Source organism: Micromonospora sp. NPDC048169 (assembly GCF_040652815.1).
Classification (GTDB): domain Bacteria; phylum Actinomycetota; class Actinomycetes; order Mycobacteriales; family Micromonosporaceae; genus Micromonospora.
Genome location: NZ_JBEZMS010000008.1, coordinates 91,483 through 114,202, shown reverse-complemented (window position 1 = coordinate 114,202; position 22,720 = coordinate 91,483). Strand labels below are relative to the sequence as shown.

Here is a 22,720-nt window from a genome sequence, read left to right as displayed (position 1 = left end):
AATCACGGCGCGGAGAACACCGCTCGTCATGGTTTGAGGGTGAGGTGTGCGTCACCTGTTTCCCGGCCAGCCGGTTCGGAAACCGGTTGGGAGCGCGGCCATGGGCACGTTCGGGAGGTCCGTCACGACAGCGTGAGCCGCCGCAGCGTCCCGCCGTCACCGACCCGGTAGAGGTCGAGCCGGTTGGCTCCGGCGGCGAAGAGACGGTCGTCGGCGAGCAGTGCCGCGAACCGCCGCCCACCGGCGTCCGGCGGCACCACGGGCACCACCGCGCCGACCGTCCCGTTGACCGCCACGGCGAGCCGGGTGCCGTCGGGTACGCCGTCCGGCACGGTGCCCCAGACCAGCGCGGGCAGCCCGCCACGGGCCGGGTCGACAGCGTCGAATGCGTCCCGGTTCGCGACCGTGGCGGTCCCGCCGACCGGTACGTCACCGACCCGGGTGCCGACGAGCGGGTCGACGGGAAGCGGCGGGAGCGGGGCGGGCACACCGCCGGTGACGGTGACCGGCTGGCCGGGGCGGTCGTAGAAGCGTTTGTCGGCCCGCTCGCGCGGGGCCGCCTTGGCCGACCGGCCGTCCATCCGCCAGGGCACCCGCATGTGCGTCTCGTCGGCGATGGTGGGCAGCAGGTCGACGTGCTCCCAGTTGCGGTCGTCCACGCGTCCGGCGCGCTGGCCGGGCTCCTTGACGAACATCGGCACCCAGGCCACCTCGTTCGCCGCGTGGTCGATGGCGTCCATCCCCCGCCCCTGCCAGTCGCGGCGGAAGCTCACCCCGTGGTCGGCGGTGACCACCACCAGCGCCTTGTCGTAGAGGCCGGAGGCGCGCAGCGTCCGCAGCGTCTCGCCGATCAGCCGGTCGGTGTAGCCGAGCTGGGCCAGGTGCCGGGCACGGGCCAGGTCGACCCAGCCGGCGCCGTCGTTCGGCAGGTCCTCCGGCGCCGTGTAGTGCGCCCCGGACGGCAGGTACGCCCACGGCGAGTGCGGCATCAGCAGGTGCAGGAAGTGCAGCGTGGGCCGGCTGTCGGGGCGCAGCCCGGCCAGGAACGAGGTGAACCGGGCCGGCTGGTTGTCGTCGAGCGTGTCCCAGCGGAACTTCGGGTCGTCAGGCACCGGCTCGGCGGCGTCCAGCCCGGCCTCGGCGGCGGTCCGCTCGCGGTAGGAGTCCTCGGGGTCGATCCGGCTGTCCACCGGCGCGGCGATCCGGCCCAGCAGCCTGCCGCTCTCCCGGACCAGCACGCCGAGCCCCTGTTCCGGGGTGGTGGCCTGCTCGCAGCGGCTCGGCGGGCAGAGCCGGGTGATGCTCTCCTCGGCCTTGATCCGGTAGAGGCCGCCGAGCGCGGTGAACAGGTTGTCCGGGTACTGCGAGTAGTGCGGCGCCACGCCCCGCTCCGGGTAGCGTCCGGTGAGCATCGCGGGCAGCGCGTAGGGCGTCCAGCCGCTGACGCCGGTGGCGTTGCGGTACCACGTCGACCCGCCGGCCAGCGCCGCGAAGTTCGGGTAGCGGGTGGCGTCGATCCGTCCGTCCGGGCCGAGCAGGGACACCAGCGGCAGCTCGTCCAGCACGATCATGACCACCGGCGGGTGCGCGCCCGCGCCGGCCACACCGGCCGCGCCGCCCTCGCCGCGCGGCAGCACCACCGCCGAGGCGGGCGAGGCGAACAGGAACAACCCGACGAACACCAGCGGCCCGGCGGCGGCCACCCGCAGCACCCGCCGGAGGGCCCGCCACCGCCGGTGCGCGGCCACCCCGGCGGCACCGGCCACACCGGCGACGACGAGCAGGGGTACGCCCCGAAGCGGCGTGACGTGCCGGCCGACCTGGACCGCCAGCGCGGCGAGCAGCAGGCCCACGAACGCGGAGTGCACGGCGGCCCGGATGAGACGCCCGGCGGGCAGCGCGAGCGTGCCGAGCAGCGCCAGCGCGCCCAGCAGCGCGAGCACCATCGTCGGCGCGAGCGTGATCAGGGCGACAAGCAGCAGCACGTCGGTCCGGGAGGCGCGGTGGAACAGGAAGAAGTCGGGGCTGCGGCCGAGCACGTCGAGCAGCGGCTGGGTGACCACCAGCCCGGCCAGCGCCACCACCTCGGCCAGCCGGGCCGCCTCGGCCCGCCACCACTGCCGGCGTTCCCGCCGGACCTGGACGGCGGCGTGGTCCCGGGGTGGTGCGAGGGTGTCCTCAGCCACCCACCACCACCTGGTAGAGCGTGCGGGTGCCGGAGGGCAGCTCGGTGCGGGCGACCACCCGGCCCCGGCGGGCGAGCAGCGTCTCGAAGGCGTCGCGCCGGTAGTCCGGGAACAGGCCGTCGGGCTTGTTGGCCAGCAGCCGACGGGCCATCGGGTCGTCCGGGTGGACGAACTCCACCACCAGGCTGCCGCCGGTGGCGGTGAGCGCGGTGAGCTGGTCGAGCACCTCGGGCAGCGGCACGTTGCGCCCGATCGCGAGGTGGTGCACGACGGCCAGGGCCAGGACGGTGTCCGCGCGGGCCCGGTCGGCGAACGCGGCCCGCTCGACGCCGCGCCAGCCGCCGCCCGGCGACGGGTCGGCCAGGTCCATCACCAGCGGCAGGATCCGTGTCTCGCCCTCGTCGCGCAGCGCGCGGTAGAGCGTGTCGACGACCGCGGGGTCCTGCTCGACGGCGACGACGTGCGCGGCGTGCCGGGCGGCGATACGGGCGTACCGGCCGTCGTTGGCGCCCAGATCCAGCGCCGAGCCGCCACCGACGGCGGCCACCGCCCGGTCGACGAACTCCTCCTTGGCCTGGCGGTCCGGCACCGAGTACGCGCAGGTGCGCTGGTAGTCCGACCAGTGGCTGCCGCCGGGCCGGTGGTCGAGGCGGCGGACCAGCTTCGTCAGTCCGCGTACCGTGGTCAGGGCCAGCTCGCGGGAGAACCCGGCGGCGCGCAGCTGGGCGCGGACGTCGGTGGTGCTCGCGGCGGAGTTGCGGGCCTGCATGGCCCCGTGCAGGTGCACGTGGGTGGGCACGCCGGCCCGCCAGCGCCGGGTGCCGCCGAACAGCCGGCGCATCTGGTCCGGTTCGACGCCGTCGACGCGGGCGCGCAGGAACGGCTGGAAGTCCAGCCCGAGGTGGGCCTGGATGAGCAGCGGGTAGAGCAGCGTCTGGCAGAACTGCCGGTAGCCGGCCCAGGGTTCGCCGTCACGCAGCGCCTCGAACGAGCCGACGTCGATGAAGACCGGCCGCGCGCCGCGCCACTGCACGTTGTAGGCGGAGCCGTCCTTCGTGGTGAAGCCGGCTTCCAGGGCGGCCCGCAGCACGTCCAGGTGCAGCAGCGCGGCGTCGCGCAGCATTGCTGACGACCACTCGTACGGGTGCGAGACGAACGGGATCCGCTCGTGCCGCAGCATCGTGGTCCAGGGCGCGTCGACAGGGGTCGGGGTCAGCTCCTCGGTGCCGACGATCTGTCCCCGGGCAGTGGCCCGCCGGAAGAAGTCGGTGACCGACAGCGCCCGCCAGTCGCGGGTGGAGCGCTCGTCGAGCCCGCGCAGCACCTCTTCGCCCCGGTGGAACACCCGGTTGCCGGGGTCGCGGAAGGATCCGGGTTCGACGCGGACGCCGGTGTCGGGGATCGTCACGCCGCCGGGCCCTGGTCGGTGGGCTGACGCCGGAACCGGGACGTCAGGCGACGCCAGTAGAGCTTGGCGGCCACGGCCACCCCGGCCACCCCGCCGACCACCGCCTGCACGATGAGACTGCCGGATCCCGCGTCCAGGTAGGCCAGATGCGTCACGGCTGCTTTCCTTCCGTCGCCGGTCATCATGTGCACGCCCGGAATGGGAGCTTTATTGCTCTAAGCCGGGCTTGTCCCCCACCGTAACGTCTCGGCGAGCGGCCGCGCGGCCACACCGGCCACTCGTCCCCCGTCCGATCCGTTCAAGACGGGCCGGGCCGGTCGTGTCTACCGTGGCCGGCATGACACCGCAGTTCGATCTGATCGGGGCCGTGGTCACCGACATGGCCCGCACGCTCGACTTCTACCGGCGGCTGGGGCTGCCGATCCCGGCCGGCACCGAGACGGAAGGGCACGTCGAGGTCACCCTGCCGAACGGCGTACGGCTGGCCTGGGACACGGTCGAGGTGATCCGCAGCTTCCACCCCGACTTCGACCCGTCCGGCGGCAACAACCGGATGAGCCTGGCCTTCCGCTGCGCCGACCCGGCCGAGGTGGACCGCTGGTACGCCGAGCTGACCGGCGCGGGGCATCACGGTGAGCTGCCGCCGTGGGACGCGTTCTGGGGCCAGCGGTACGCGGTCCTGCACGACCCGGACGGCAACGGGGTGGACCTGTTCGCCCCGCTGCCCGCCGCCGGCTGACCGGCGCTCAGTCGCGGCCGAGCAGCCGGGTGGGCGGCACCCCGGCCAGCTCGCGTACCTCGCGGGTCAGGTGGGCCTGGTCGGCGTACCCGATGCGCACCGCCACCTCGGCGAGCGGCGCACCGGCGCGGGCCAGGTCCAGCGCGCGGCGCATCCGCAGGATGCGGGCCAGCGTCTTCGGGCCGTACCCGAACAGGGCCCGGCTGCGCCGGTGCAGGGCGCGCGGGCCGAGGCCGACCTCGGCGGCGGTCGCGGCCACGGTGGCCCCGGCGGCCAGGCGGGCGGCGACCCGCGCGCCGAGCGGGTCGGGGCCGCCGGCCGCGCGCAGCCGGTCGCGGGCGACCCGGGTCAGCACCCCGGCGGCCTCGCCGCCCGGCGCGGCCAGCGCCGCCTCGACCCGCTCGGTCACCTCGGCGGCGGCACGGCCCCACAGGTCGGCCAGCGGTACACGGCGGTCCCGCAGCTCCTCGGCCGGCACCCCGAACACGGCCGGGCCGGTGCCCGGCGGCAGGCGCAGCCCGATCCACAGGTCCCCCGGCGCCGACCGCGACAGGTGCGCGGTGCGGTCCGGACCGGCGACCAGCAGCCCGGACCGGCTGGACCAGAGCAGGTCGACGCACCCGTCCGGCAGCACCCGCGTCTCGCTGCCGCCGGACACGCTGCTCCACAGCACCCCGCCCGGAACCCCCACTGCCGCCCACTCCCGGTACACGCCCCAACCCTGCCACCCGCCCGTCGATCATGAAGTTGACCGTGTCGGCGCCCGGCGTGTCGCGCCGTCAACCTCATGATCGACGGGTGGAAGGGGTTACCGGCGGTGGTGCATGGCCAGGCGGAGCAGGAGGAAGCGCAGGGCTGTCGCGGCCAGGTTGGCCGTTGTCAGGACGGTCAGCTCCAGCGCGCGGTTCGGGGTGGTGATGGCGGCGTGCAGCGCGGCCAGGGAGCCGCTGGTCAGGGCCAGGCCCAGCGCGAACGCCAGCAGGCCCTGGAGGTGGTGGCGGCCGGCGTGCCGCCGCCCGCTGACCCCGAACGTGAGTCGCCGGTTGGCCGCCGTGTTCGCCACCGCCGTGAGCAGCAACGCCAGCAGGTTCGCCGGCTGCGCCCCGAGCGGTCCGCGGGCCAGCAGGAACAACAGCAGGTACGCGAGCGTGCTCGCCACGCCCACCGCGGCGAACCGCACGAGCTGGCGCGGCAGACCGGCCGGCACGCGCGCGGGCGGCGCCGACAACGGTCCCCGGCCGAGCTGGGCGCGTAGCTGCGCCAGCGGCAGCGCCCCGGTGGCCAGCGCCCGGCCCAGCCGGCCGATGCCCCGCAGGTCGGCCAGCGCGGTGGCGACGATGTCGACGCGGCTGTCCGGGTCGTCCACCCAGTCCACCGGCACCTCGTGGATGCGCAGCCCGGCCCGCTGCGCCAGCACCAGCAGCTCGGTGTCGAAGAACCAGCCGGTGTCCCGTACCAGTGGCAGCAGCCCGGCGGCCACGTCGGCACGGATCGCCTTGAACCCGCACTGCGCGTCGGAGAACCGCGCCGCGAGCGCACCCCGCAGCAGCAGGTTGTAGCCCCGCGAGATCACCTCCCGCTTCGCGCCCCGGACCACCCGGCTCGTCCGCGCCAGCCGGGTGCCGATGGCCAGGTCCGAGTGCCCCGAGATGAGCGGCGCCACCAGCGGCAGCAACGCGGCCAGGTCGGTGGACAGGTCCACGTCCATGTACGCGAGCACCGGCGCGGGCGACGCCGACCACGCGGCGCGCAGCGCCCGTCCGCGTCCCTTCTCGTCCAGGCGCAGCACCCCCACCCCGGGCAGCTCGTCGGCGAGCGCCCGCGCCACCGCCGGGGTGCCGTCCACGCTGGCGTTGTCGGCCACCGTGATCTGGAACGGGTACGGGAAGTGCGCGGTCAGGTGCGCGTGCAACCGCCGGACACAGGGCCCGAGGTCGGCCTCCTCGTTGTAGACCGGAACCACCACGTCGAGCACCGCGCTGCCAGCGGCGGGCCGGGCCTGCACAGCCGCCCGGGGCGCGTACGTCTCCGCCACCGCTCAGCCCTGCTTTCCGCTGCTCAGGTCGTACACGGTCACGCCGTCGACGGTGGTCGCGGTGAAGTTGTCGGCGACCCACGCGGCGATCTCGGCCGAGGCGTTGCTGCCGCCGTTGGCGCGGAACCCGCCGCCGCCGAGGAAGTAGTGGATCCGCCCGTCGGCGACGTACCGCTGGAACTGGGCCAGCGTCGGCGACGGGTCGCTGCCGTTGAAGCCGCCGATCGGCATGACCGGCCGGCCGGTGGCCAGCTGGTAGCCGGAGGCGTTGTTCGAGCCGACCGTGGCGGCGACCCAGGTGTGGCGGTCCGCGTCGGCGGTGAGCAGCGCGGTCATCTCGGCGCTCGGCTCGCGGGCGTCGAGCAGCCCGCCCATGCCCCCGCCGCGCTGGCCCCGGCCGTCCGGGCCCGTGCCACGCTCCGGACCGGCGCCGCCGGTGCCGGTGCCGGTGCCGGTGCCGGCGCCGCCGGGCGCGCCCGGAGCCGAACCACCGCCCGGGAATCCGGGGAATCCACCGGCGTTCGCCCCGCCGTCCGGGCCCGTGCCGCTGGAGCCGGTGCCGTTCGGGCCGCCAGGGAAGCCCGGGAACTGCCCGTTCCCGCCGCCCGGGCCACCGGGGAACTGCCCGTTCCCGCCGCCCGGCATCCGCCCGCCCGGGCCGCCCGGGCCACCGAGGCCACCCGCTCCGGCCGGCCCCGCGCTCGGAATGGAGCCGCTGTGCGGGGTGGCGGCGGTCTGCATCGCGTACGCGGCCGGCCCGGCCAGCGCCACCGCGATCCCGGCGACGGACACCACCGGCGCCACCCACCGCACAACCCGCCCGGCAAACCCTCCCCGAGGCCCAGCCGCCCCCTCCCCTGCCCCCGAGTTGACCAAGGAGTTCGCGTCATCGTGATCGCCGCTCCCGGACATAGACTCCTTGATCAACGAGGAGGGCGGGGAGCCGGGCAAGGGCGGGGAGGTGGGAGACGGCGGGGAGGTGGGAGACGGCGGAACGGGCCGGTGGGGGCGGGTGAGGAACGCCGGCGCGGCCAGGAAGACGGCTGCGGTCAGGCCCACGGCCAGCACCGTGGGGCGCAGCCAGGAATGCCAGTCGGGGGTGCGGCCGAGCAGGCGCCAGGACCACCAGGCGGTGACCGCGAGCGTGGCGGCCAGGACCAGCGTGGCGGCGAACCCACGCCACCGGGCCGGCGCGGCCGGGCCGAGCGCAGCCGAAGCCGCACCGGAACGGGCCCGCCACAGCCCGGTGACGCCGATGCCGGCCAGCGCGCCGACCGCCGGAGCCAGGGCGACCGTGTAGTAGGCGTGGAAGATGCCGGACATGAAGCTGAAGATCAGCCCGGTAACCAGCAGCCAGCCGCCCCAGAGCAGCAGACCGGCCCGGGTCCGGTCGGTACGTGGCGCCCGCCCGGCCAGCCACAGCCCGGCGACCAGCAGGATCAGCGCGGCGGGCAGCAGCCAGGAGATCTGCCCGCCGACCTCGGTGTCGAACATCCGCAGCAGCCCGGCCTGACCGGAGAACGGTCCACCGCCGCCGGGCCGTGCACCACCGCCGCCGACGCTGCCCACCTCGTCGCCGGTGATACGGCCCAGGCCGTTGTAGCCGAGCGTCAGCTCCAGGATGCTGTTGTTCTGCGAGCCGCCGATGTAGGGGCGGGCGCTCGCCGGCACCAGCTCGACGATCGCCACCCACCAGCCCGCGGAGACGACCACGGCGAGCCCGGCCAGCAGGAGCTGGCGGATGCGCCGTCCGAGGCCGGTCGGCGCGGCCAGCAGGTAGACCCCGGCGAAGACCGGGATCACCAGGAACGCCTGGAGCATCTTGGTGAGGAAGCCGAAGCCGACGAGCACGCCGGTCAGCGCTATCCACCGGGTGCTCGCCGTCTCGACCGCGCGCACCGTGGCGTACGCGGCGGCGACCAGCAGGAACACCAGTAGCGCGTCCGGGTTGTTGAACCGGAACATCAGCGTCGCCACCGGGGTGAGCGCGAGCACCGCCCCGGCGAGCAGTCCGGCGGCCGGGCCGTGCCAGCGGCGGACCGTCGCGTACAGCACGCCGACCGAGGCGACGCCGAGCAGCGCCTGCGGCACCAGGATCGACCAGCTGCTCAGGCCGAAGATGCGCACCGAGAGCGCCATCAGCCAGAGCGAGGCCGGGGTCTTGTCCACGGTGATCGAGTTGGCGGCGTCGGACGAGCCGTAGAAGAACGCGGTCCAGTTCTGCGACCCGGCCTGCACGGCGGCGGAGTAGAACGCGTTGGCCCAGCCGGAGGCGCCCAGTCCCCACAGGTAGAGCAGCGTGGTCACGACCAGCAGGCCGAGCAGGGCCGGCCGGGCCCAGCGCGGGTCGCGGCCGGCGCGGGTCTCCAGGGGTACGGGCGCGGGGGCCGGCTCGACGCCGGGTGGATCGGCCGTGGGCGCGGTCGGCAGGCTCTCGGTTCTGTCCATGCCGGCAAGCCTCGGAGCGCCCGCTGACCCGCTGCCATGCGTGGCCTATGCGTCTGCTGTGGATCCGGGGAGCCAGACGGTGAATGCGGTGTGGCCGGGCCGGCTGACCACGTCGACGCGCCCGTGGTGCGCCTCCACCACGGCGGCGACGATGGCCAGCCCCAGGCCGGTGCTGCCCTGGGCGCGGGAGCGGGAGCTGTCGCCGCGCGCGAACCGCTCGAAGACCTCCGGCTGTAGCTGCTCCGGGATGCCCGGCCCGTCGTCGGTGACGCGCAGCTCGACGCCGCCGGGCGCGGGCGCGAGCCGGACGGTGACAGTGGTTCCGGCCGGGGTGTGCACCCGCGCGTTCGCCAGCAGGTTCGCCAGCACCTGGTGCAGCCGGTGGGCGTCGCCGGTGACGGTGAGCGGTTCGTCGGGCAGGTCGAGCTGCCAGCGGTGGTCGGGTCCGGCGACGTGCGCGTCGCTGACCGCGTTCACCGCCGTGGCGGTCAGGTCGACCGGCTCGGCGGCGAGCGGACGGCCGGAGTCCAGCCGGGCCAGCAGCAGCAGGTCGTCGACGAGGCTGGTCATCCGGGTGCTCTCCGACTCGACGCGGCGCAGCGCGTGCGCCACGTCGGGCGGCACCTCCTGGCGGCCCCGGCGGGCCACCTCGGCGTACCCGCGGATGGCCGCGAGGGGGGTGCGCAGCTCGTGGCTTGCGTCGGCGACGAACTGGCGTACCCGGGTCTCGCTGGCCTGCCGGGCGGCGAGCGCGGCGGCCACGTGGCCGAGCATCCGGTTGAGCGCGCCGCCGACCTGCCCGACCTCGGTGCGGGGGTCGGTGTCGGCGGCCGGCACCCGCACGGACAGGGCGACCTCGCCGCGGTCGAGCGGCAGTTCGGTGACCCGGGCGGCGGTGGCGGCGACGCGGTTGAGCGGGCGCAGCGTGACCCGGACGATGAGCATGCCGAGGGCCCCGGCGATGACCAGTCCGGCGCCGATGACCCCGGCCTGCGCGACGAGCATCCACATGACCGTGTCGTCCACCTGGGCCAGCGGGATCGCGAGGGCCAGCACGTCGCCGTCGCCGCGCGGCGACCGCAGCGCGACCGCCCGGTACTCGCCCCGGTCGCCGCCGACGACGACCGTGCGCGGGCGTTCGCCGACGGGTACGCGGACCAGCGCGGCCAGGTCGGCGCTGGGCACCTCCTCGCTGTCGCCGTTCTCCGACCGGACCCGGCCGACGGGTTCTCCGGTGACCGGCACCCGGACCGCGATCGAGCCCGGCGGGAAGCCGCCCGGGGGGTCCGGCGCCACCTCGTCGGAGTCCGGTTGGCCGGGCCGCTGGCCCGGGCGCGGCGGGTCCATGCCCCGCCGGGCCCAGCGTTCGAGGTCGTCGGGCCGGCGGTCGCCGAAGCTGAGCTGGTTGTCGATCTGGTCGATCAGGAAGTGTCGCAGCGCGACTGTGGTCAGGCCGCCGATGCCGACGCTGACCAGCGCGAGCAGCGCCACCACGGACAGCACCAGGCGGCGGCGCAGCGACCAGCCGGCCAGGCGGCTGCGCAGCCGGCCGCGCCCGTCACTCGGCGGGCTTGAGGACATAACCCGCCCCGCGCAATGTGTGGATCATGGGCGCGCGGCCCGCGTCGATCTTCTTGCGCAGGTACGAGATGTACAGCTCGACCACGTTGGCCTGGCCGCCGAAGTCGTAGTTCCAGACCCGGTCGAGGATCTGCGCCTTGCTGAGCACCCGGCGCGGGTTGCGCATGAGGTAGCGCAGCAGCTCGAACTCGGTGGCGGTGAGCGTAATCAGGTCGTCGCCGCGGCGCACCTCGTGGCTGTCCTCGTCCAGCGTGAGGTCGCCGACGGTGAGCACCGCCTCCTCGCGGGCGGCGACCGCGAAGCCGGAGCGGCGCAGCAGCGCGCGCAGCCGGGCGATCACCTCCTCCAGACTGAACGGCTTGGTGACGTAGTCGTCGCCGCCGACGGTGAGCCCCGCGACGCGCTCCTCCACGGCGTCGCGGGCGGTCAGGAACAGCACCGGCACGCTCGGGAACTGCTCGCGCAGGCGGCGCAGCACCTGGAAGCCGTCCAGGTCGGGCAGCATCACGTCGAGCACCACCGCGTCCGGGCGGAACTGGCGGGCGGTGGTGACCGCGGACATGCCGCTGCCGGCGGTGGCGACCTGCCAGCCCTCGTAGCGCAGGGCCATCGAGAGCAGGTCGGTGAGTGTCGGCTCGTCGTCGACGACAAGCACCCGCACCGGTTCGCCGTCCGGTCGGCGCAGCTCGATGCGACCCTGCGCGGACTGCGCGTTCATGACCATGCCCCCATCGTGGGCGGACCCGCTGTCGCCGGGCTGTCCCGATCCTGTGTACCAGCTGTGCGCGCCGCGCGGCGGCGTTCCGGCCAGGTCCGGCGAGGTCTTCCGCACCCCGGCTACCCAGTGGTAACTTCCCGGCATGTCCATCGACGGTCGTTTGTCCGGCCGGCTGGCCGGCAAGGTGGTGCTGGTGACCGGGGCGGCCCGGGGCATCGGCGAGCACACCGCCCGCCTCGCCGCCGCACGCGGCGCCCGGTTGGCACTGGTCGGGCTGGAACCCGACCGGCTCGCCGCGCTCGCCGCCGAGCTGGGCCCGGGACACGCCTGGTTCGCCGCCGACGTCACCGACCAGCAGGCGCTGGCCGAGGCGGTCGACGGCACCGTGGCGGCACTGGGCGGGATCGACGCGGTGGTCGCCAACGCCGGGGTCGCCAACCGGGGCACGATCGCCGTCGGCGACGTCGAGGCGCTGGTGCGTACCGTCGAGGTCAACCTGATCGGGGTGATGCGCACCGCCGCGGCGACCGTGCCGGCGCTCGTCGACCGGGGCGGCTACCTGCTGATCGTCTCCTCGGCGGCGGCGTTCGCCGCGCTGCCCGGCATGGCCGCGTACTGCGCCTCCAAGGCGGGCGTCGAGCAGTTCGGCAACGCGGTCCGGCTGGAGCTGGCGCACCGGGGGGTGGCGGTCGGCACCGCCCATCCGTCGTGGGTGGACACCGACCTGGTCCGCGAGGCGCGCGCCGATCTGCCGGCCTTCTCCACGGCCCTGGCGAAGCTGCCGTGGCCGCTGCGCCGCACCACCACCGTGACCGAGTGCGCCGAGGCGTTCGTCCGGGCGATCGAGCGCCGCAGCCGCCGGGTGTACGTGCCGCGCGCCGTAGCGGGCGTGCAGGCCGTGCGGTCGGTGCTGGTCAGCCCGCTGGCCGACCGGCTGGTGGGCCGGACCGCCCGGGCCACCGTGCCGCTGATCGAGGAACAGTCCCGGGCGCTGGGCCGGGGCTTCGGCGCCAGCACCCCGCGGGCGCGGTCGTGACCACGCCGGTGAACGTCGTCTACGAGCGGCGGGGCGCCGGACCGCCGCTGGTGCTGCTGCACGGCATCGGTCACCACTGTGGCGCCTGGCGGCCGGTGCTGGACCGCCTCGCCGAGGCGCACGACGTCATCGCCGTCGACCTGCCGGGCTTCGGCCGCTCCCCGGTGCCCGCCGCCGGGCTGCCCGCCGACATGTCCGGCCTGGCCGCCGCCATGGCCGAGCTGTTCGCCGCGTTCGGGCTGGAACGCCCGCACGTCGCGGGCAACAGCCTCGGCGGCGCGATCGCGTTGGAGCTGGCCGCGCTCGGCGCGGTCACCTCCGCGACCGCCCTGTCACCGGCCGGCTTCTGCACCGCACGCGAACTGCGCTGGGCGCTGACCGTGCTGTCCCTGCACCGCAACGCGGCCCGGCTGCCCGAGCCGGTGCTGCGCCGCCTGTTCGCCGCGCCCGCGCTGCGGATGCTGGCGATGGGCATGATCCTGGCCCGGCCGAACCGGATGGCGCTCGACGACGCGCTCGCCGACGCCCGCGCGCTGCGCCAGGCACGGGCGTTCCGCGCCGTCGCCCGCGCGGGCCGGGGGTACGCCTACGCGGGCGCGCCCACGGTGCCGGTCACGGTGGCCTGGGGTACGCGGGACCGGATACTGCCCTACCGGCAGGCGGCGCTGGCGCGTACCCGGCTGCCCGCCGCGCGGCACCTGGACCTGCCCGGCTGCGGGCACGTGCCGATGCACGACGATCCGGAACTGGTCGCCTCGGTCATCCTCGGCACCACAGGTGTCCGGCCGGCCTGACGTCCCGGGCGGCGCCGCCGTGCCGCCTCACTCGGTCGCGCCGAACGGGAACGTGTGCACGTACCGCATCGTCCAGCCACCGGGCGACGCGTGGTCGTCGCGCTCGTAGAGATGGTCGGCCACACCCTCGGCCGGTTCCTCCGGATGCCGCAGCACCCACCGGGGCGGCGGCGCGCCGCCCGGACCGGCTGGCAGATCCCGGGTCAGCTCGTCGGCCGGTCCGCCGACGAACCGTACGCGCACCAGAGCCACCGCCGCCCTCCGTCCGTCGAGTCCCCCGCCGCGAAGCTACCCCGCCGGAGCGGCGGCCCCCGGCGGTTTGCACAGCTCCGGGGCCGGGTAGCGGGACCGGAGGGCACACCGGACGAGGCGAGGAGTGGGCGATGAGGACGCTGGGCGGGCGGTACGAGCTCGAACAGCGAGCCGGCCTGGGTGGCATGTCGGAGGTGTGGCGCGCGCACGACCGCGTGCTGGACCGTACCGTCGCGGTGAAGCTCATCTCCCCCGCGCTGGACGGCGACGCCGGCTCGGTGGACCGGATCCGGGCCGAGGCGCGTTCGGCGGCGCGGCTGGTGCACCCGAACGTGGCCAGCGTGCACGACTTCGGCACCGCGACGCTGCCGGACGGGCGGCCGGTGCCGTACATCGTGATGGAGCTGGCCGAGGGCGAGACCCTCGCCGCGCACCTGCGTGGCGGGCCGCTGGACTGGCGCATCGCGGTACGGGTCTGCGCCGAGGTGTGCGCCGCGCTGGCCGCCGCGCACGCCCACGGCATCGTGCACCGGGACGTGAAGCCCGCGAACGTGATCCTCACCCCGTGCGGGGTGAAGGTGCTCGACTTCGGCATCGCCACCCCGGCCGGCGCACCGGACCACACCCCGGACGGCGTCGTGGTGGGCACCCCCGCGTACCTGGCTCCGGAGCAGCTCGACCGGCAGCCGGCCACCCCGGCCGCGGACATGTACGCCCTCGGCGTGCTGCTGTACTACTGCCTCACCGGTGAACTGCCGTACGAGGCCGCCAGCACCACACAGCTGCTCGGGTCGCGCCGCCGCCGGCCGCCCCGCCCGCTGCCCGACGTGCCCGGCCTGCCGGGCGAGGTGGCCGAGCTGTGCCGGAGCTGCCTCGACGCCGACCCGGGTGCCCGGCCGACCAGCCCGATGGCCGCGTTGCTGCTGGCCGAGGCCGTGGACGCCCGGGTCTACGTGCCGATGACGGCGATCCTGCCCCGGCAGCGCGTCCCGCAGGTGTCGCCGTGGACCAGCCGGGCCGCCGCCGAGGCCACCGAGGCGATGGCCGTCGACGCCGCGACCAGCGGCCGGGTCGGCTGAGCGCTCCTACTGCCGGCCCGGGCACGGTTTCGCCGCCGCGGGTCCGGGAACGCGGGCCGGTGAGTGACGGGAGGAACGCGATGCCGGATCCGAGTTCCTGGCTGGCCGAGACGGCCACGGCGACCGCGGCGGGCGGTCACGTACGCACCGATGACGGCGGGCTCTCCTCCGCCCTGGCGTCCCCGCTGGCGCCGCACTGCACCGGCCTGACGCCGGAGCAGCTCCTGGCCGCGGCGTTCGCCTCCTGCCTGCACCACGCGGCGGTGGAGGCGGCCGGGGAGATCACCGACGAGGCGCACACCGTGCAGGTGACCGCCGAGGCGAAGCTGGGCCGCGACGACGACGGCCGCTACCGGGCCGACGTGCACGCCGAGATCTCCTCGGCGGGACTGACCCGCGAACAGCTGGCCGACCTGGTCGCGTACGCCGACCGGCTCTGGCCCTTCTCCAGCGGCGACCCGAGCCGGCACCGGCTCACCGTGACCCCGGCGGAGAACGGCCGGCACTGAGCGCTCACCAGCGGAAGCCGGCGGTCACCGCGCGGTGGTCGCTGGCCGGGGTGTGCAGCACCCCGGCGGTGGCCGGGGTCAGCCCCCGGTAGAGGACGTGGTCCGGCCGGGTGACAGGCAGTTCCGCCGGCCAGGTGAAGCCGAATCCCTGCCCGGCCTCGGCCTGCGCGTCGCCGAGCAGCCGGGTCAGCGGGTCGAAGACCCGGTCGGTGGTGGCGGTGTTCAGGTCGCCGAGCACCACCAGCCGGTCGGACCGGTCGGCGCGCACCGCGTCGGCGAGCGCGGCGACGGTCTGGTCCCGGGTGGCGGTGTGCCCGGCCCGCGCGGACCCGAGGTGGACCACGTACACGGTCAGGTCGCCCCGGGGCCCGGCGACCACGGCCCGCAGCGCGCGGTCCCAGCCCAGCCCGGTGTCCACGCCGCGCGCCTCACGGATCGGCCACCGGCTCCACAGCGCGACAGTCGACACCACCGCCCGGTGCGGGTAGCGCCCGGCCAGCGCCGACGCCACCCGGTCGCCGTCGGCGACCTCCTGGAGCCCGATCAGGTCCGGGGCCTCGCCGGTGAGCGCGCCCAGCGTGGCGGCCGGGTCGGGGTTGCCCGCACGCAGGTTCTGGCTGGCCACCCGGACCGTGACGCCGTCCGCGGCGGCCGCCGGGGGCAGCCACGCGCGCCCGTAGAGCGCCGCCCACACCAGGGCCGGCAGCAGCACCGCCAGCAACGCCGCCCGGGAGCGGCGCAGCAGCGCCACGAGCGCGAGCAGCGGTACGGCGACGCCGAGCAGCGGGGTGACGCTGTCCACCAGGCTGCCCAGGCCGTGTACGTTCGGCACCGCCCGGTGCCCGGCCAGCAGCAGCGCGAGCAGCACGGCGCAGGCGATGACGAGGGCGCCGCGCCGGCTGCGGGGGCCGGGCGGGCGCTCGTCGGCCATCCGCTGCGTCACCGTCGGAATCGTAGCGAGCGCCCGGGACGCCGCGCGGCGGCGTGCCATGATCCACGAGGCTCCGGTGCGGGCGCCGCCGGATCGCCGGGGGTCGATCCGGCGGGTCGGCGGACCGCCGGCGGGCGCGGGCCGGCCGACCACGGCACCGTCGGCCGAACGGTGGAGGTGCGCGTCAGTCGCCACCGGCGCCGCCGAACGCCCGTTTCGCACTGCCGAAACCGACATAGGCATTCTTTCGGGTACGCACCATTAGCGCTTCTCATGATCGGCAGTACTTAATGTCGCCCGCCAATGCGGCGGATTGTGGCGCATGCCACCAATCACCCCGATGGCAACGGCCCGCAGGCTTTCTAGCCTCGGCGGGTGCATCCCGACGAGTCCGATCATCAGCCGCCGCCCGCCAACCGCCCGGTTCGCCGAACGATTGACCCGGCATCAGCCGAACGGCGGGTGGGACGTCACCGTGCCCCGGAACCGCCCCGGCGCGGCCCGTCCCGGACCGTGTCCGGCCGGGTCGCGGTGGCCACCGGCGTCACCTGCTGCCTCGGCCTGATCGGCGTGGCGGGCGTCGGCGAGAGCGGCCCGGCGCACCTGGAGGTACGCGAGGCGGTCGCCGACCGGGCCGCCGCCGAGCAGCGGGCCTCCCGCGACTTCACCCGGGTCGCGCCACCGGCCGCCGCGGCCCTGCCGCCGCCGGCTCCCACGCCCAGCACGGCCCCGGCGACGACGAAGCCGCCGCAGAAGCCGGTACGCGCGCAGCGCCCCCGCCCGGTCGCCGGCCTGGACCAGCGGCAGATGGACAACGCCAAGGCCATCGTCGACGTGGGACGGGACATGAGGATGCCCCGCCGGGCCATGGTCGTGGCGGTGGCCACCGCCATGCAGGAGAGCGACCTCTACAACCTGGCCAGCGACGCGCTGCCGCAGTCCTTCGACCACCCGCACCAGGGCAGCGGCTCCGACCACGACTCGGTCGGGCTGTTCCAGCAGCGGCCCAGCAGCGGCTGGGGCACCGTCGCCCAGCTCATGCGACCGGCGTACGCCGCCCGCGCCTTCTACGCCGCGCTTCGCGAGGTGCCGGGCTGGGAGGACATGAGCGTCACCGCCGCCGCCCAGGCGGTGCAGGTGTCCGCCTACCCGGACGCGTACGCCCGGCACGAGAAGCGCGCCTCGACGGTGGTGGCGGCGCTGGTCTGACCCGGGTCAGGCGGCGCTGCTCCCGGTGCCGGCGGGCCGCACGCTCGCCGCGGCGGCCGGGGTGTCCACCGGCACCCGCTCGCCCCGCGCACCGGCCAGGATCTCGTCGATCCGGGACTCCCGGCGGCGGCGGGCCAGCAGGGCCGCCTCGAACTCGCGGCGCGCGCGCACCGCCTCGGCGTACGCCTCCTCCCGCAACCGGCGGGCCTCCTCGCGGGCGGCCTCCAACTCGGCGCGGGCCGCCGCCAGCAGCTCGGCGGCCTCCCGTTCGGCCGGCGAGGGGCGCGACGCGCCCTCCTCGACCGGGGCGGTACGACGGTGCAGGAAGTCGCACAGGTGCAGGGCGTCCGACCGGATCTGGTCCCACTCCCGGCCGGCCCCGGCGGCGCCCTCCGCTCGCGCCGCCAGCCGACCCAGCCGCAGGCTCAGCTCGTCCAGGCAGGCGTCGACCTGCCGCCGGTCGTAGCCGGCCTCCACCACCGAGAACCTCATGCGTCGCCCCCCAGGCAGCCGGTACGTCCCCCACCTGCCGATCCTGCGGGTCGGTACGCGCCCGGCGCGGCCGTTCCCGCAAAATGTTCAGGATGCGGGGGCCCGGACTCCGCGCCCCTACTGGTGCTTCGGGAGCACGACCACCCGGCCGAAGAACTCGTCGATCCGGCGCACCACGTCGTTGAAGTCGTCCAGGTCGATCGGCTTCGTCACGTACGCGTTCGCCTGCAACGTGTAGCTGCTGACCACGTCGGTGTCGGCGTTGGAGGTGGTCAGCACGACGATCGGGATGGTCCGCAGGCTCTCGTCACCCTTGACCTCGCCGAGCACCTGCCGCCCGTCCATCCGGGGCATGTTCAGGTCGAGCAGGATCACGTCCGGGCGCTGCGCCTCGGCGTGCCGGCCCTCGCGGCGGAGGAACTCCATCGCCTCCTGGCCGTCGGCGACCACGTCGATGACCTTGTCGACGTCCGAGTCGGCGAGCGCCTCCTCGATCATCAGGACGTCACCCGGGTCGTCGTCCACCACGAGGATGCGAACGGGGCTGGGGCTGGTCTGACCCATCGGGTTACCTGCTTCGTGGTGAGGAGGGCGCCCGGCACACGGCCGGCTGCTGGCGGGGAAATGTACCGGATCAGGAGGCGGCCGACGCGGTCGGGTCGACCGTGTCGCGGTCGTGGTGGAGCACCTCGGCCAGCCCGGTCACCTGGAGCACCCGGGCGACCCGGCCGGTCGCCCCGGTGAGCCGCAGCCAGCCGCCGTCGGCGGCGACGAGGTTGTCCCCGCGGACGAACGCCGCGATGCCGGTGGAGTCGCAGAACGTCAGGCCGGTGAGATCGAGCAGCAGCTCGCGCCGCCCCTCGGCGACCAGCCGGTCGATCGTCGAGTTCAGCTCGCCGGCCGTGCTGAGATCGAGTTCGCCGGCCAGCAGGAGGCGGGCGCCGCCCCCGTCCCGCTGGGCGTACGTGACGGTGAACGTCACAGTGGCCCCTCTCGCTCCCACCGCAGGCGAACCCTTGCAGTGGTGCAAGTATATGCGACGGCCAGCCGCGGGCCCGTCAGCGGCCCGCCGCCGACAACCCGCCCACCAGGGCCCGGCCCCGGTCGAGGAAGGCGGCCGCGCGCGGGAAGTCGCGAAGCTGGTGTCCATAGTGCTCCAGCGTCAACCCCACCGCGCCGGCCGGCACCCCGCGGCTGACCAGGATCTCCACCAGCCACTCGACGAAGCCGGTGAACAGCGTCGCGTCGTCCACGTAGAGCGCCGCGGCCAGGAAGTCCACGATGTAGCCGAGGTCGCTGATCGTGGAGTCGAGCTGCGCGGGGGTGTAGTCGGCGGTCGACGGCACCCGCTCCCGCAGATCGGCCAGGGCGCTGTCGATCAGCTCGCCGCGCCGCTTGACCAGGCTGGCGTACTCGTCGTCGGCCAGGTGGTCCAGCCGCGCGGGCGGTGTCTCGCGCAGCGCCCGCTCGTCGGCCACCAGATCCGCCGCGGCCGGCGCGTCGGGCGCCCAGGGCACACCGAGCACGCGCGCCCAGCGGCCGTCGTCGCCGAAGCCCCGGCCACCGACCACCACCGGCACGTCGGAGCGGCGGCACGCCTCCACCATCCGGTGGGCGTGCGGCAGCCGCATCGGCAGGGCGCAGGCCAGCGCGACCGCCTCCGCGTCGTAGCGGTGCAGGTAGGACACCAGGTGCGCGGCCGGGACGCTGGCGCCCAGGAAGATCACCTGCCAGCCGCGCAGCCGCAGCACCTCGGCCACCAGCCGGGCCGGCAACGCGTGCCACTCCCCGTCCATGCAGGCCATCACGATCCGCCCCCGGGTCGGGCGCGGATCGGCGTACGCGGCCACCGCGGCCACCACCCGCTCGCTGATGTGGGTCGCGGCGTGCTCCTGGGCGACGCTCCACTCGTTGCGGGCCCAGCGTTCACCCACCTCGGCCTGGGCCGGGGCGACCAGGTCCAGCAGCACCCGCTCGGCCGGCACGCCCGCCTCCAGCAGCCCACGCGCCACCGCCACGGCGGCGGCCTCGTCGGCGTCGGCCAGGCACTCCAGGTAGCTGGCGAAGGCGTGACCCGGGTCGGCCTCCACGGTCGGCACTGTCACGCGGACAACTCCCTCGGTCGTTCGGTCCCGGCCGGATCCGGCACAGCGTGCAGGTGTCGCGGCGCGCGACCGGCCGGACCGGTGGCCCGCAGCGCCAGCACCGCGATGTCGTCGTGGTCGCCGTGCGCGAGCCAGTCGCAGGTCACCTGCTCGATCCGCTCGGCGAGCGCCGGCGCGGGCATCCGGTGGCAACCGGTCACGGCGTTGAGCAGCCGCTCGGCGCCGAACTGCTCGTCACCGCGCCGGCCGCCGCGCGCCTCGGTCACCCCGTCGCTGTAGAACAGGCAGGTCTCCCCCGGCGCCAGGTGCACCGTCACCTCGCCGATGCGGGGATCGGGCACCACGCCGATCAGCATGCCGCGCAGCGGCACCACCTCGACGTCGCCGGACTCCCGCAGCACCAGCGGCGGCAGGTGCCCGCCGCCGGCCAGGGTGAGCGTCAGGCCGCCGTCGCGTTGCGGCCGGGCCACGCCGAGCACCATGGTGGCGAACCGGCCCTGCCCGTGCGCCTGCGTGGTCTCCAGCAGCGCGTCGTTGAGCAGCTTCAGCAGCCGCCCCGGCTGGGTCTCGACCCGGTGCAGCGCCTGCAGGCACTGACGCAGCTGGCCGGTGAACACGGCCGCCTCCACGCCCTTGCCGGACACGTCGCCGAGGAAGAAGACCGAGCCGCCGTCGGCGAGCCGGTGCGAGCCGTAGAAGTCGCCGCCGATGCGCAGACCCGCCTGCGCCGGCCGGTACGCGGTGCCCCACTGCACGCCGGTCGCGGCGGCCGGCTCGACCGGCAGCAGGCTGGCCTGCAACGTGTCGGCGACCTCGGCCTGGTCGCGGTAGAGCATGGCGGTGGTCAGCGCCGCGCCGGCCCGGGCCGCGAACGCGCGGACCAGGTCCACGTCGGCCTCGTCGTACCAGCGGTCGGCACGCCGGACCACCAGCAGCGCACCGGCCGGCGCCTCCCGGCCGGGCAGCGGCACCACCCGCGCGGTGGCGCCGGAGGCGTCCAGGCCGGGCAGCCAGCCCGCCTCGGCGGCCTGCTCGACCAGCCAGTCCAGCTCGTGCGGCTCGGTGCCGGCCAGGCCCGCCTCGATGGCCGCGGGAAGCGCCGGGGCGGCCAGCATCCCGCTGTCCACGACCGGCGCCCGGTCGTCCGCGCGTACCGCCCGCCACCAGCGTGCCCGGCCGGAGCGCGGGGCGAGCACGAGGACCGCCACGTCGGCAGCGGTGGGCACCGCCAGGCGCACCACGGCGGCGGCGGCGCGATCCGGGTGCAGCGGATTGCCGAGCTTCTCGCCGACCACGGCGAGGAAGGCGGATCGGGCCCGCTCGGCGAGCAGCGCGTCGGCCCGGCTGACGATCTCGGTGACGTCGTCGACGTACCAGCAGCGGCGGCGGTGGGACAGCGCGACCGGCCGTACGCGCAGCCGGCGCCCGTGGTGGGTGAACTCGGCCGGGCTGTCGCCGCGCAGCGGGGCCGGCCCGGCGGCGGCCAGCAGCTCGCCGGGGGTCACCTCGGGGATCAGCCGCTCCGCGACCGGGCTCACGTGCTGGACGACGCCGTCGGCGTCGCAGACGACAAGGCCCTCGCGGAAGTGCTCGACCACCTCGGACCAGTTCGGCACGGTGAGGTCGCGGTCGGCTGCCAGCGGCGGCAGGGCGGACGGCACCGGCGCGGCGGAGGACCACGCCGGGGCCCGTGCGGCGCTCGGCGTGGAGATCCGTCCGTCGCCCGGGTCGGCACCCCTGACGTCGGCAGCAGTCACCAGCTGAGCCCCACTCTCCTCGTCGACACCCGGGGGCGCCGGACCTGGCGCCTGTGGTCACGTCTCACCGACCACCCTACGCCGGTGTGCCGGGACCGCCACCCCGCGGCGCTGCCGGCCGGCTCGCGCGTCCAGCGAGGTGAGGCCGCTGTTGTTACGATCCTGTCAATCCCGGCCCGGCCGGCAGCCCGCGGAAAGGCGTGACGTGGTTCCTCAACGGAGAAGGCCCGAGGCGAGCCCGCTGAGCGTCTCCGTGGACCGCTCCGACCCGGCCGTCCCGGTCGTCGTCGTCGGCGGCGACCTGGCGTACGCCACGGCGGCCCCGCTGCGCGCCGAGATCGACCGGCTGCTCGCCGGGTGCCCCGCGACGCTGGTGTTCGACTTCGGCGACCTGCAGTTCATGGACAGCACCGGCCTGTCCGTGATCGTGCACGCCTGGCGGGAGGGCCAGCAGGCGGGCACCGCCATCGAGCTGCGTGCGGTCCCGCGCTTCCTGGAGACCATCCTCGACCTGACCGGCGTCACCGGCCTGCTCGAGCGTTCGCCGGTCGACGACGCGCCCGGCCGTCCCGCGCCGGGATCGACCGCGTCCGCGTGACCCCGGGGGTTTCCCGGCCGGGCCCGGCTGGGAACATGGACATGTGCCCTCCCAGATGTTGACCATCGAGGTGGACCGGCTCGGCGCCGGTTCCGCCCGGGTGCGGCTGGCCGGGGAACTGGACTTCGACACCGCGCCCGAGCTCGTCGACGCCGTGGCCCACCTGCGCCGCGAGGGTCACCAGGAGTTGGAACTCGACTTCGCCGGGGTGGACCTCTGCGACTCCTCCGGCCTGAGCGCGCTCGTGGTGATCCACCGCGCCGGCACCGGGGCGATCCGCCTGCTGCACCTGAACCCGCAGATCAAGCACCTGCTGGACCGCACCGGCCTGGCCGAGTTGCTGGCCGCCCCGCCGCGCGACCTGACCCGCGGCGCCCGCGAGGTCGGCTGACCCCCGCGAAGCGGGCTGACCAGCCGGTGGACAGGGGTGGCCCCCGACCCTGGGACCAGGGGCCGGGGGCCGGGAGGAAGGCTCAGGCGGCGGGCGCGGCCTGCCGGTGCGGCGTGACCGGCGCCTCGACGTCCTCCGGAGCACCGGAATCGGGCGTCTGGAACAGATAACGGACGAAGTCCCCGCTCATGTCGTCGTCGTCCGCTCCGGGCCACTGCCCGACACAGTCGACGCCGACGACCTCGCGTCCGCTGCCGTCGTGCTGCTCCAGCAGCGCCCACAGGGTCACCGGGTACGAGCGGGTGGCGTCCGGGCCGATCCGCCAGCGGGCGTACCAGCCGGGACGGGCGGGGACGATCTCCACGATCCGTTTCATGTCGACCTGCCCTTCCGCGTGCGTCGGAAGTTGTCCGGTCCGTCCGAGCCTGCCGCCCGCCAGGGTGAGCACTCCT

At 75.5% G+C, this 22,720-nt stretch carries 24 protein-coding genes; 8 read left to right on the top strand and 16 right to left on the bottom strand.

Translation table 11 applies throughout. The features are described from left to right. Positions 1-122: 122 nt before the first annotated feature. The 3 genes from AB0D28_RS09950 to AB0D28_RS09940 are packed head-to-tail and all read right to left on the bottom strand — an operon-like array spanning position 123 to position 3,749. Positions 123-2,186, bottom strand: a complete 2,064-nt coding sequence (locus AB0D28_RS09950) for a sulfatase-like hydrolase/transferase (RefSeq protein ID WP_357384123.1) — start codon at positions 2,184-2,186, stop codon at positions 123-125. Beyond that, positions 2,179-3,594, bottom strand: a complete 1,416-nt coding sequence (locus tag AB0D28_RS09945; RefSeq protein WP_357384121.1) for a methyltransferase domain-containing protein — start codon at positions 3,592-3,594, stop codon at positions 2,179-2,181. The genes AB0D28_RS09950 and AB0D28_RS09945 overlap by 8 nt, the downstream gene beginning before the upstream one ends. Then, positions 3,591-3,749, bottom strand: a complete 159-nt coding sequence (locus AB0D28_RS09940; RefSeq protein ID WP_354871788.1) for a hypothetical protein — start codon at positions 3,747-3,749, stop codon at positions 3,591-3,593. Before AB0D28_RS09940 ends, AB0D28_RS09945 begins: the two co-directional genes overlap by 4 nt. Before the next feature lie 182 nt (positions 3,750-3,931). Here AB0D28_RS09940 and AB0D28_RS09935 point away from each other — a divergent pair, with 182 nt between their 5' ends. Continuing rightward, on the top strand, positions 3,932-4,333 hold the full coding sequence (locus tag AB0D28_RS09935; protein WP_357384119.1) for a VOC family protein: 402 nt from the start codon (positions 3,932-3,934) through the stop codon (positions 4,331-4,333). 7 nt (positions 4,334-4,340) lie between these two features. On the opposite strand, the gene AB0D28_RS09930 is transcribed toward AB0D28_RS09935, so the two are convergent. The 5 genes from AB0D28_RS09930 to AB0D28_RS09910 all read right to left on the bottom strand — a co-directional run bounded on the left by AB0D28_RS09930 (position 4,341) and on the right by AB0D28_RS09910 (position 11,115). Further along, entirely contained in the window at positions 4,341-5,045 is a 705-nt protein-coding gene (locus AB0D28_RS09930) for a helix-turn-helix transcriptional regulator (RefSeq protein ID WP_357384117.1), read from the bottom strand. A gap of 96 nt (positions 5,046-5,141) precedes the next feature. Then, a complete protein-coding gene (locus tag AB0D28_RS09925; RefSeq protein WP_357384115.1) occupies positions 5,142-6,368 on the bottom strand; it encodes a dolichyl-phosphate beta-glucosyltransferase in 1,227 nt (408 codons plus the stop codon). Between the two features lie 3 nt (positions 6,369-6,371). Continuing rightward, a complete protein-coding gene (locus AB0D28_RS09920; protein ID WP_357384113.1) occupies positions 6,372-8,816 on the bottom strand; it encodes a glycosyltransferase family 39 protein in 2,445 nt (814 codons plus the stop codon). 45 nt (positions 8,817-8,861) lie between these two features. After that, positions 8,862-10,397 (bottom strand): ATP-binding protein, encoded by a 1,536-nt coding sequence (locus AB0D28_RS09915; RefSeq protein ID WP_357384111.1) that lies wholly within the window; start codon positions 10,395-10,397, stop codon positions 8,862-8,864. Next, complete coding sequence (locus tag AB0D28_RS09910) at positions 10,375-11,115, bottom strand: response regulator transcription factor (protein ID WP_357384285.1); 741 nt, start codon at positions 11,113-11,115, stop codon at positions 10,375-10,377. Before AB0D28_RS09910 ends, AB0D28_RS09915 begins: the two co-directional genes overlap by 23 nt. Positions 11,116-11,257: 142 nt before the next feature. Here AB0D28_RS09910 and AB0D28_RS09905 point away from each other — a divergent pair, with 142 nt between their 5' ends. Together AB0D28_RS09905 and AB0D28_RS09900 are read left to right on the top strand one after the other, a co-directional pair. After that, positions 11,258-12,151, top strand: coding sequence for an SDR family oxidoreductase (locus AB0D28_RS09905; RefSeq protein WP_357384109.1), 894 nt, complete (start codon positions 11,258-11,260; stop codon positions 12,149-12,151). Further along, a complete protein-coding gene (locus AB0D28_RS09900) occupies positions 12,148-12,945 on the top strand; it encodes an alpha/beta fold hydrolase (protein WP_357384107.1) in 798 nt (265 codons plus the stop codon). Before AB0D28_RS09905 ends, AB0D28_RS09900 begins: the two co-directional genes overlap by 4 nt. Positions 12,946-12,972: 27 nt before the next feature. Here the strand turns inward: AB0D28_RS09900 and AB0D28_RS09895 are convergent, their stop codons facing one another. After that, entirely contained in the window at positions 12,973-13,197 is a 225-nt protein-coding gene (locus AB0D28_RS09895) for a hypothetical protein (protein WP_357384105.1), read from the bottom strand. 131 nt (positions 13,198-13,328) lie between these two features. Between AB0D28_RS09895 and AB0D28_RS09890 the strand changes: the two genes are divergently transcribed. After that, on the top strand, positions 13,329-14,276 hold the full coding sequence (locus tag AB0D28_RS09890; protein WP_357384103.1) for a serine/threonine-protein kinase: 948 nt from the start codon (positions 13,329-13,331) through the stop codon (positions 14,274-14,276). 80 nt (positions 14,277-14,356) lie between these two features. After that, positions 14,357-14,785 (top strand): OsmC family protein, encoded by a 429-nt coding sequence (locus AB0D28_RS09885; protein ID WP_174531207.1) that lies wholly within the window; start codon positions 14,357-14,359, stop codon positions 14,783-14,785. A 4-nt stretch (positions 14,786-14,789) separates the two neighbouring features. Here AB0D28_RS09885 and AB0D28_RS09880 read toward each other — a convergent pair whose 3' ends face one another. Beyond that, entirely contained in the window at positions 14,790-15,728 is a 939-nt protein-coding gene (locus AB0D28_RS09880; RefSeq protein ID WP_357384100.1) for an endonuclease/exonuclease/phosphatase family protein, read from the bottom strand. Positions 15,729-16,178: 450 nt separating this feature from the next. Between AB0D28_RS09880 and AB0D28_RS09875 the strand changes: the two genes are divergently transcribed. Then, complete coding sequence (locus AB0D28_RS09875) at positions 16,179-16,925, top strand: hypothetical protein (RefSeq protein WP_357384098.1); 747 nt, start codon at positions 16,179-16,181, stop codon at positions 16,923-16,925. Positions 16,926-16,931: 6 nt separating this feature from the next. Here AB0D28_RS09875 and AB0D28_RS09870 read toward each other — a convergent pair whose 3' ends face one another. The 5 genes from AB0D28_RS09870 to AB0D28_RS09850 form a co-directional block, all read right to left on the bottom strand. Beyond that, positions 16,932-17,417: an ATPase gene (locus AB0D28_RS09870; protein WP_357384096.1), complete on the bottom strand. Its 486-nt coding sequence runs from the start codon at positions 17,415-17,417 to the stop codon at positions 16,932-16,934. Between the two features lie 117 nt (positions 17,418-17,534). Further along, positions 17,535-17,981, bottom strand: a complete 447-nt coding sequence (locus tag AB0D28_RS09865; RefSeq protein ID WP_357384094.1) for a response regulator — start codon at positions 17,979-17,981, stop codon at positions 17,535-17,537. 70 nt (positions 17,982-18,051) lie between these two features. Next, a complete protein-coding gene (locus AB0D28_RS09860; RefSeq protein WP_357384092.1) occupies positions 18,052-18,399 on the bottom strand; it encodes an STAS domain-containing protein in 348 nt (115 codons plus the stop codon). Between the two features lie 76 nt (positions 18,400-18,475). After that, positions 18,476-19,522: a cobalamin-dependent protein gene (locus AB0D28_RS09855; protein ID WP_357384090.1), complete on the bottom strand. Its 1,047-nt coding sequence runs from the start codon at positions 19,520-19,522 to the stop codon at positions 18,476-18,478. Further along, positions 19,519-21,279: a PP2C family protein-serine/threonine phosphatase gene (locus AB0D28_RS09850; protein ID WP_357384088.1), complete on the bottom strand. Its 1,761-nt coding sequence runs from the start codon at positions 21,277-21,279 to the stop codon at positions 19,519-19,521. Before AB0D28_RS09850 ends, AB0D28_RS09855 begins: the two co-directional genes overlap by 4 nt. 253 nt (positions 21,280-21,532) lie before the next feature. Between AB0D28_RS09850 and AB0D28_RS09845 the strand changes: the two genes are divergently transcribed. Both AB0D28_RS09845 and AB0D28_RS09840 read left to right on the top strand, forming a co-directional pair. After that, positions 21,533-21,877, top strand: a complete 345-nt coding sequence (locus AB0D28_RS09845) for an STAS domain-containing protein (protein ID WP_357384086.1) — start codon at positions 21,533-21,535, stop codon at positions 21,875-21,877. A 43-nt stretch (positions 21,878-21,920) separates the two neighbouring features. Then, positions 21,921-22,268: an STAS domain-containing protein gene (locus tag AB0D28_RS09840; protein ID WP_357384084.1), complete on the top strand. Its 348-nt coding sequence runs from the start codon at positions 21,921-21,923 to the stop codon at positions 22,266-22,268. Between the two features lie 82 nt (positions 22,269-22,350). Here AB0D28_RS09840 and AB0D28_RS09835 read toward each other — a convergent pair whose 3' ends face one another. After that, entirely contained in the window at positions 22,351-22,644 is a 294-nt protein-coding gene (locus AB0D28_RS09835) for a hypothetical protein (RefSeq protein ID WP_357384082.1), read from the bottom strand. Between the last annotated feature and the right edge of the window lie 76 nt (positions 22,645-22,720).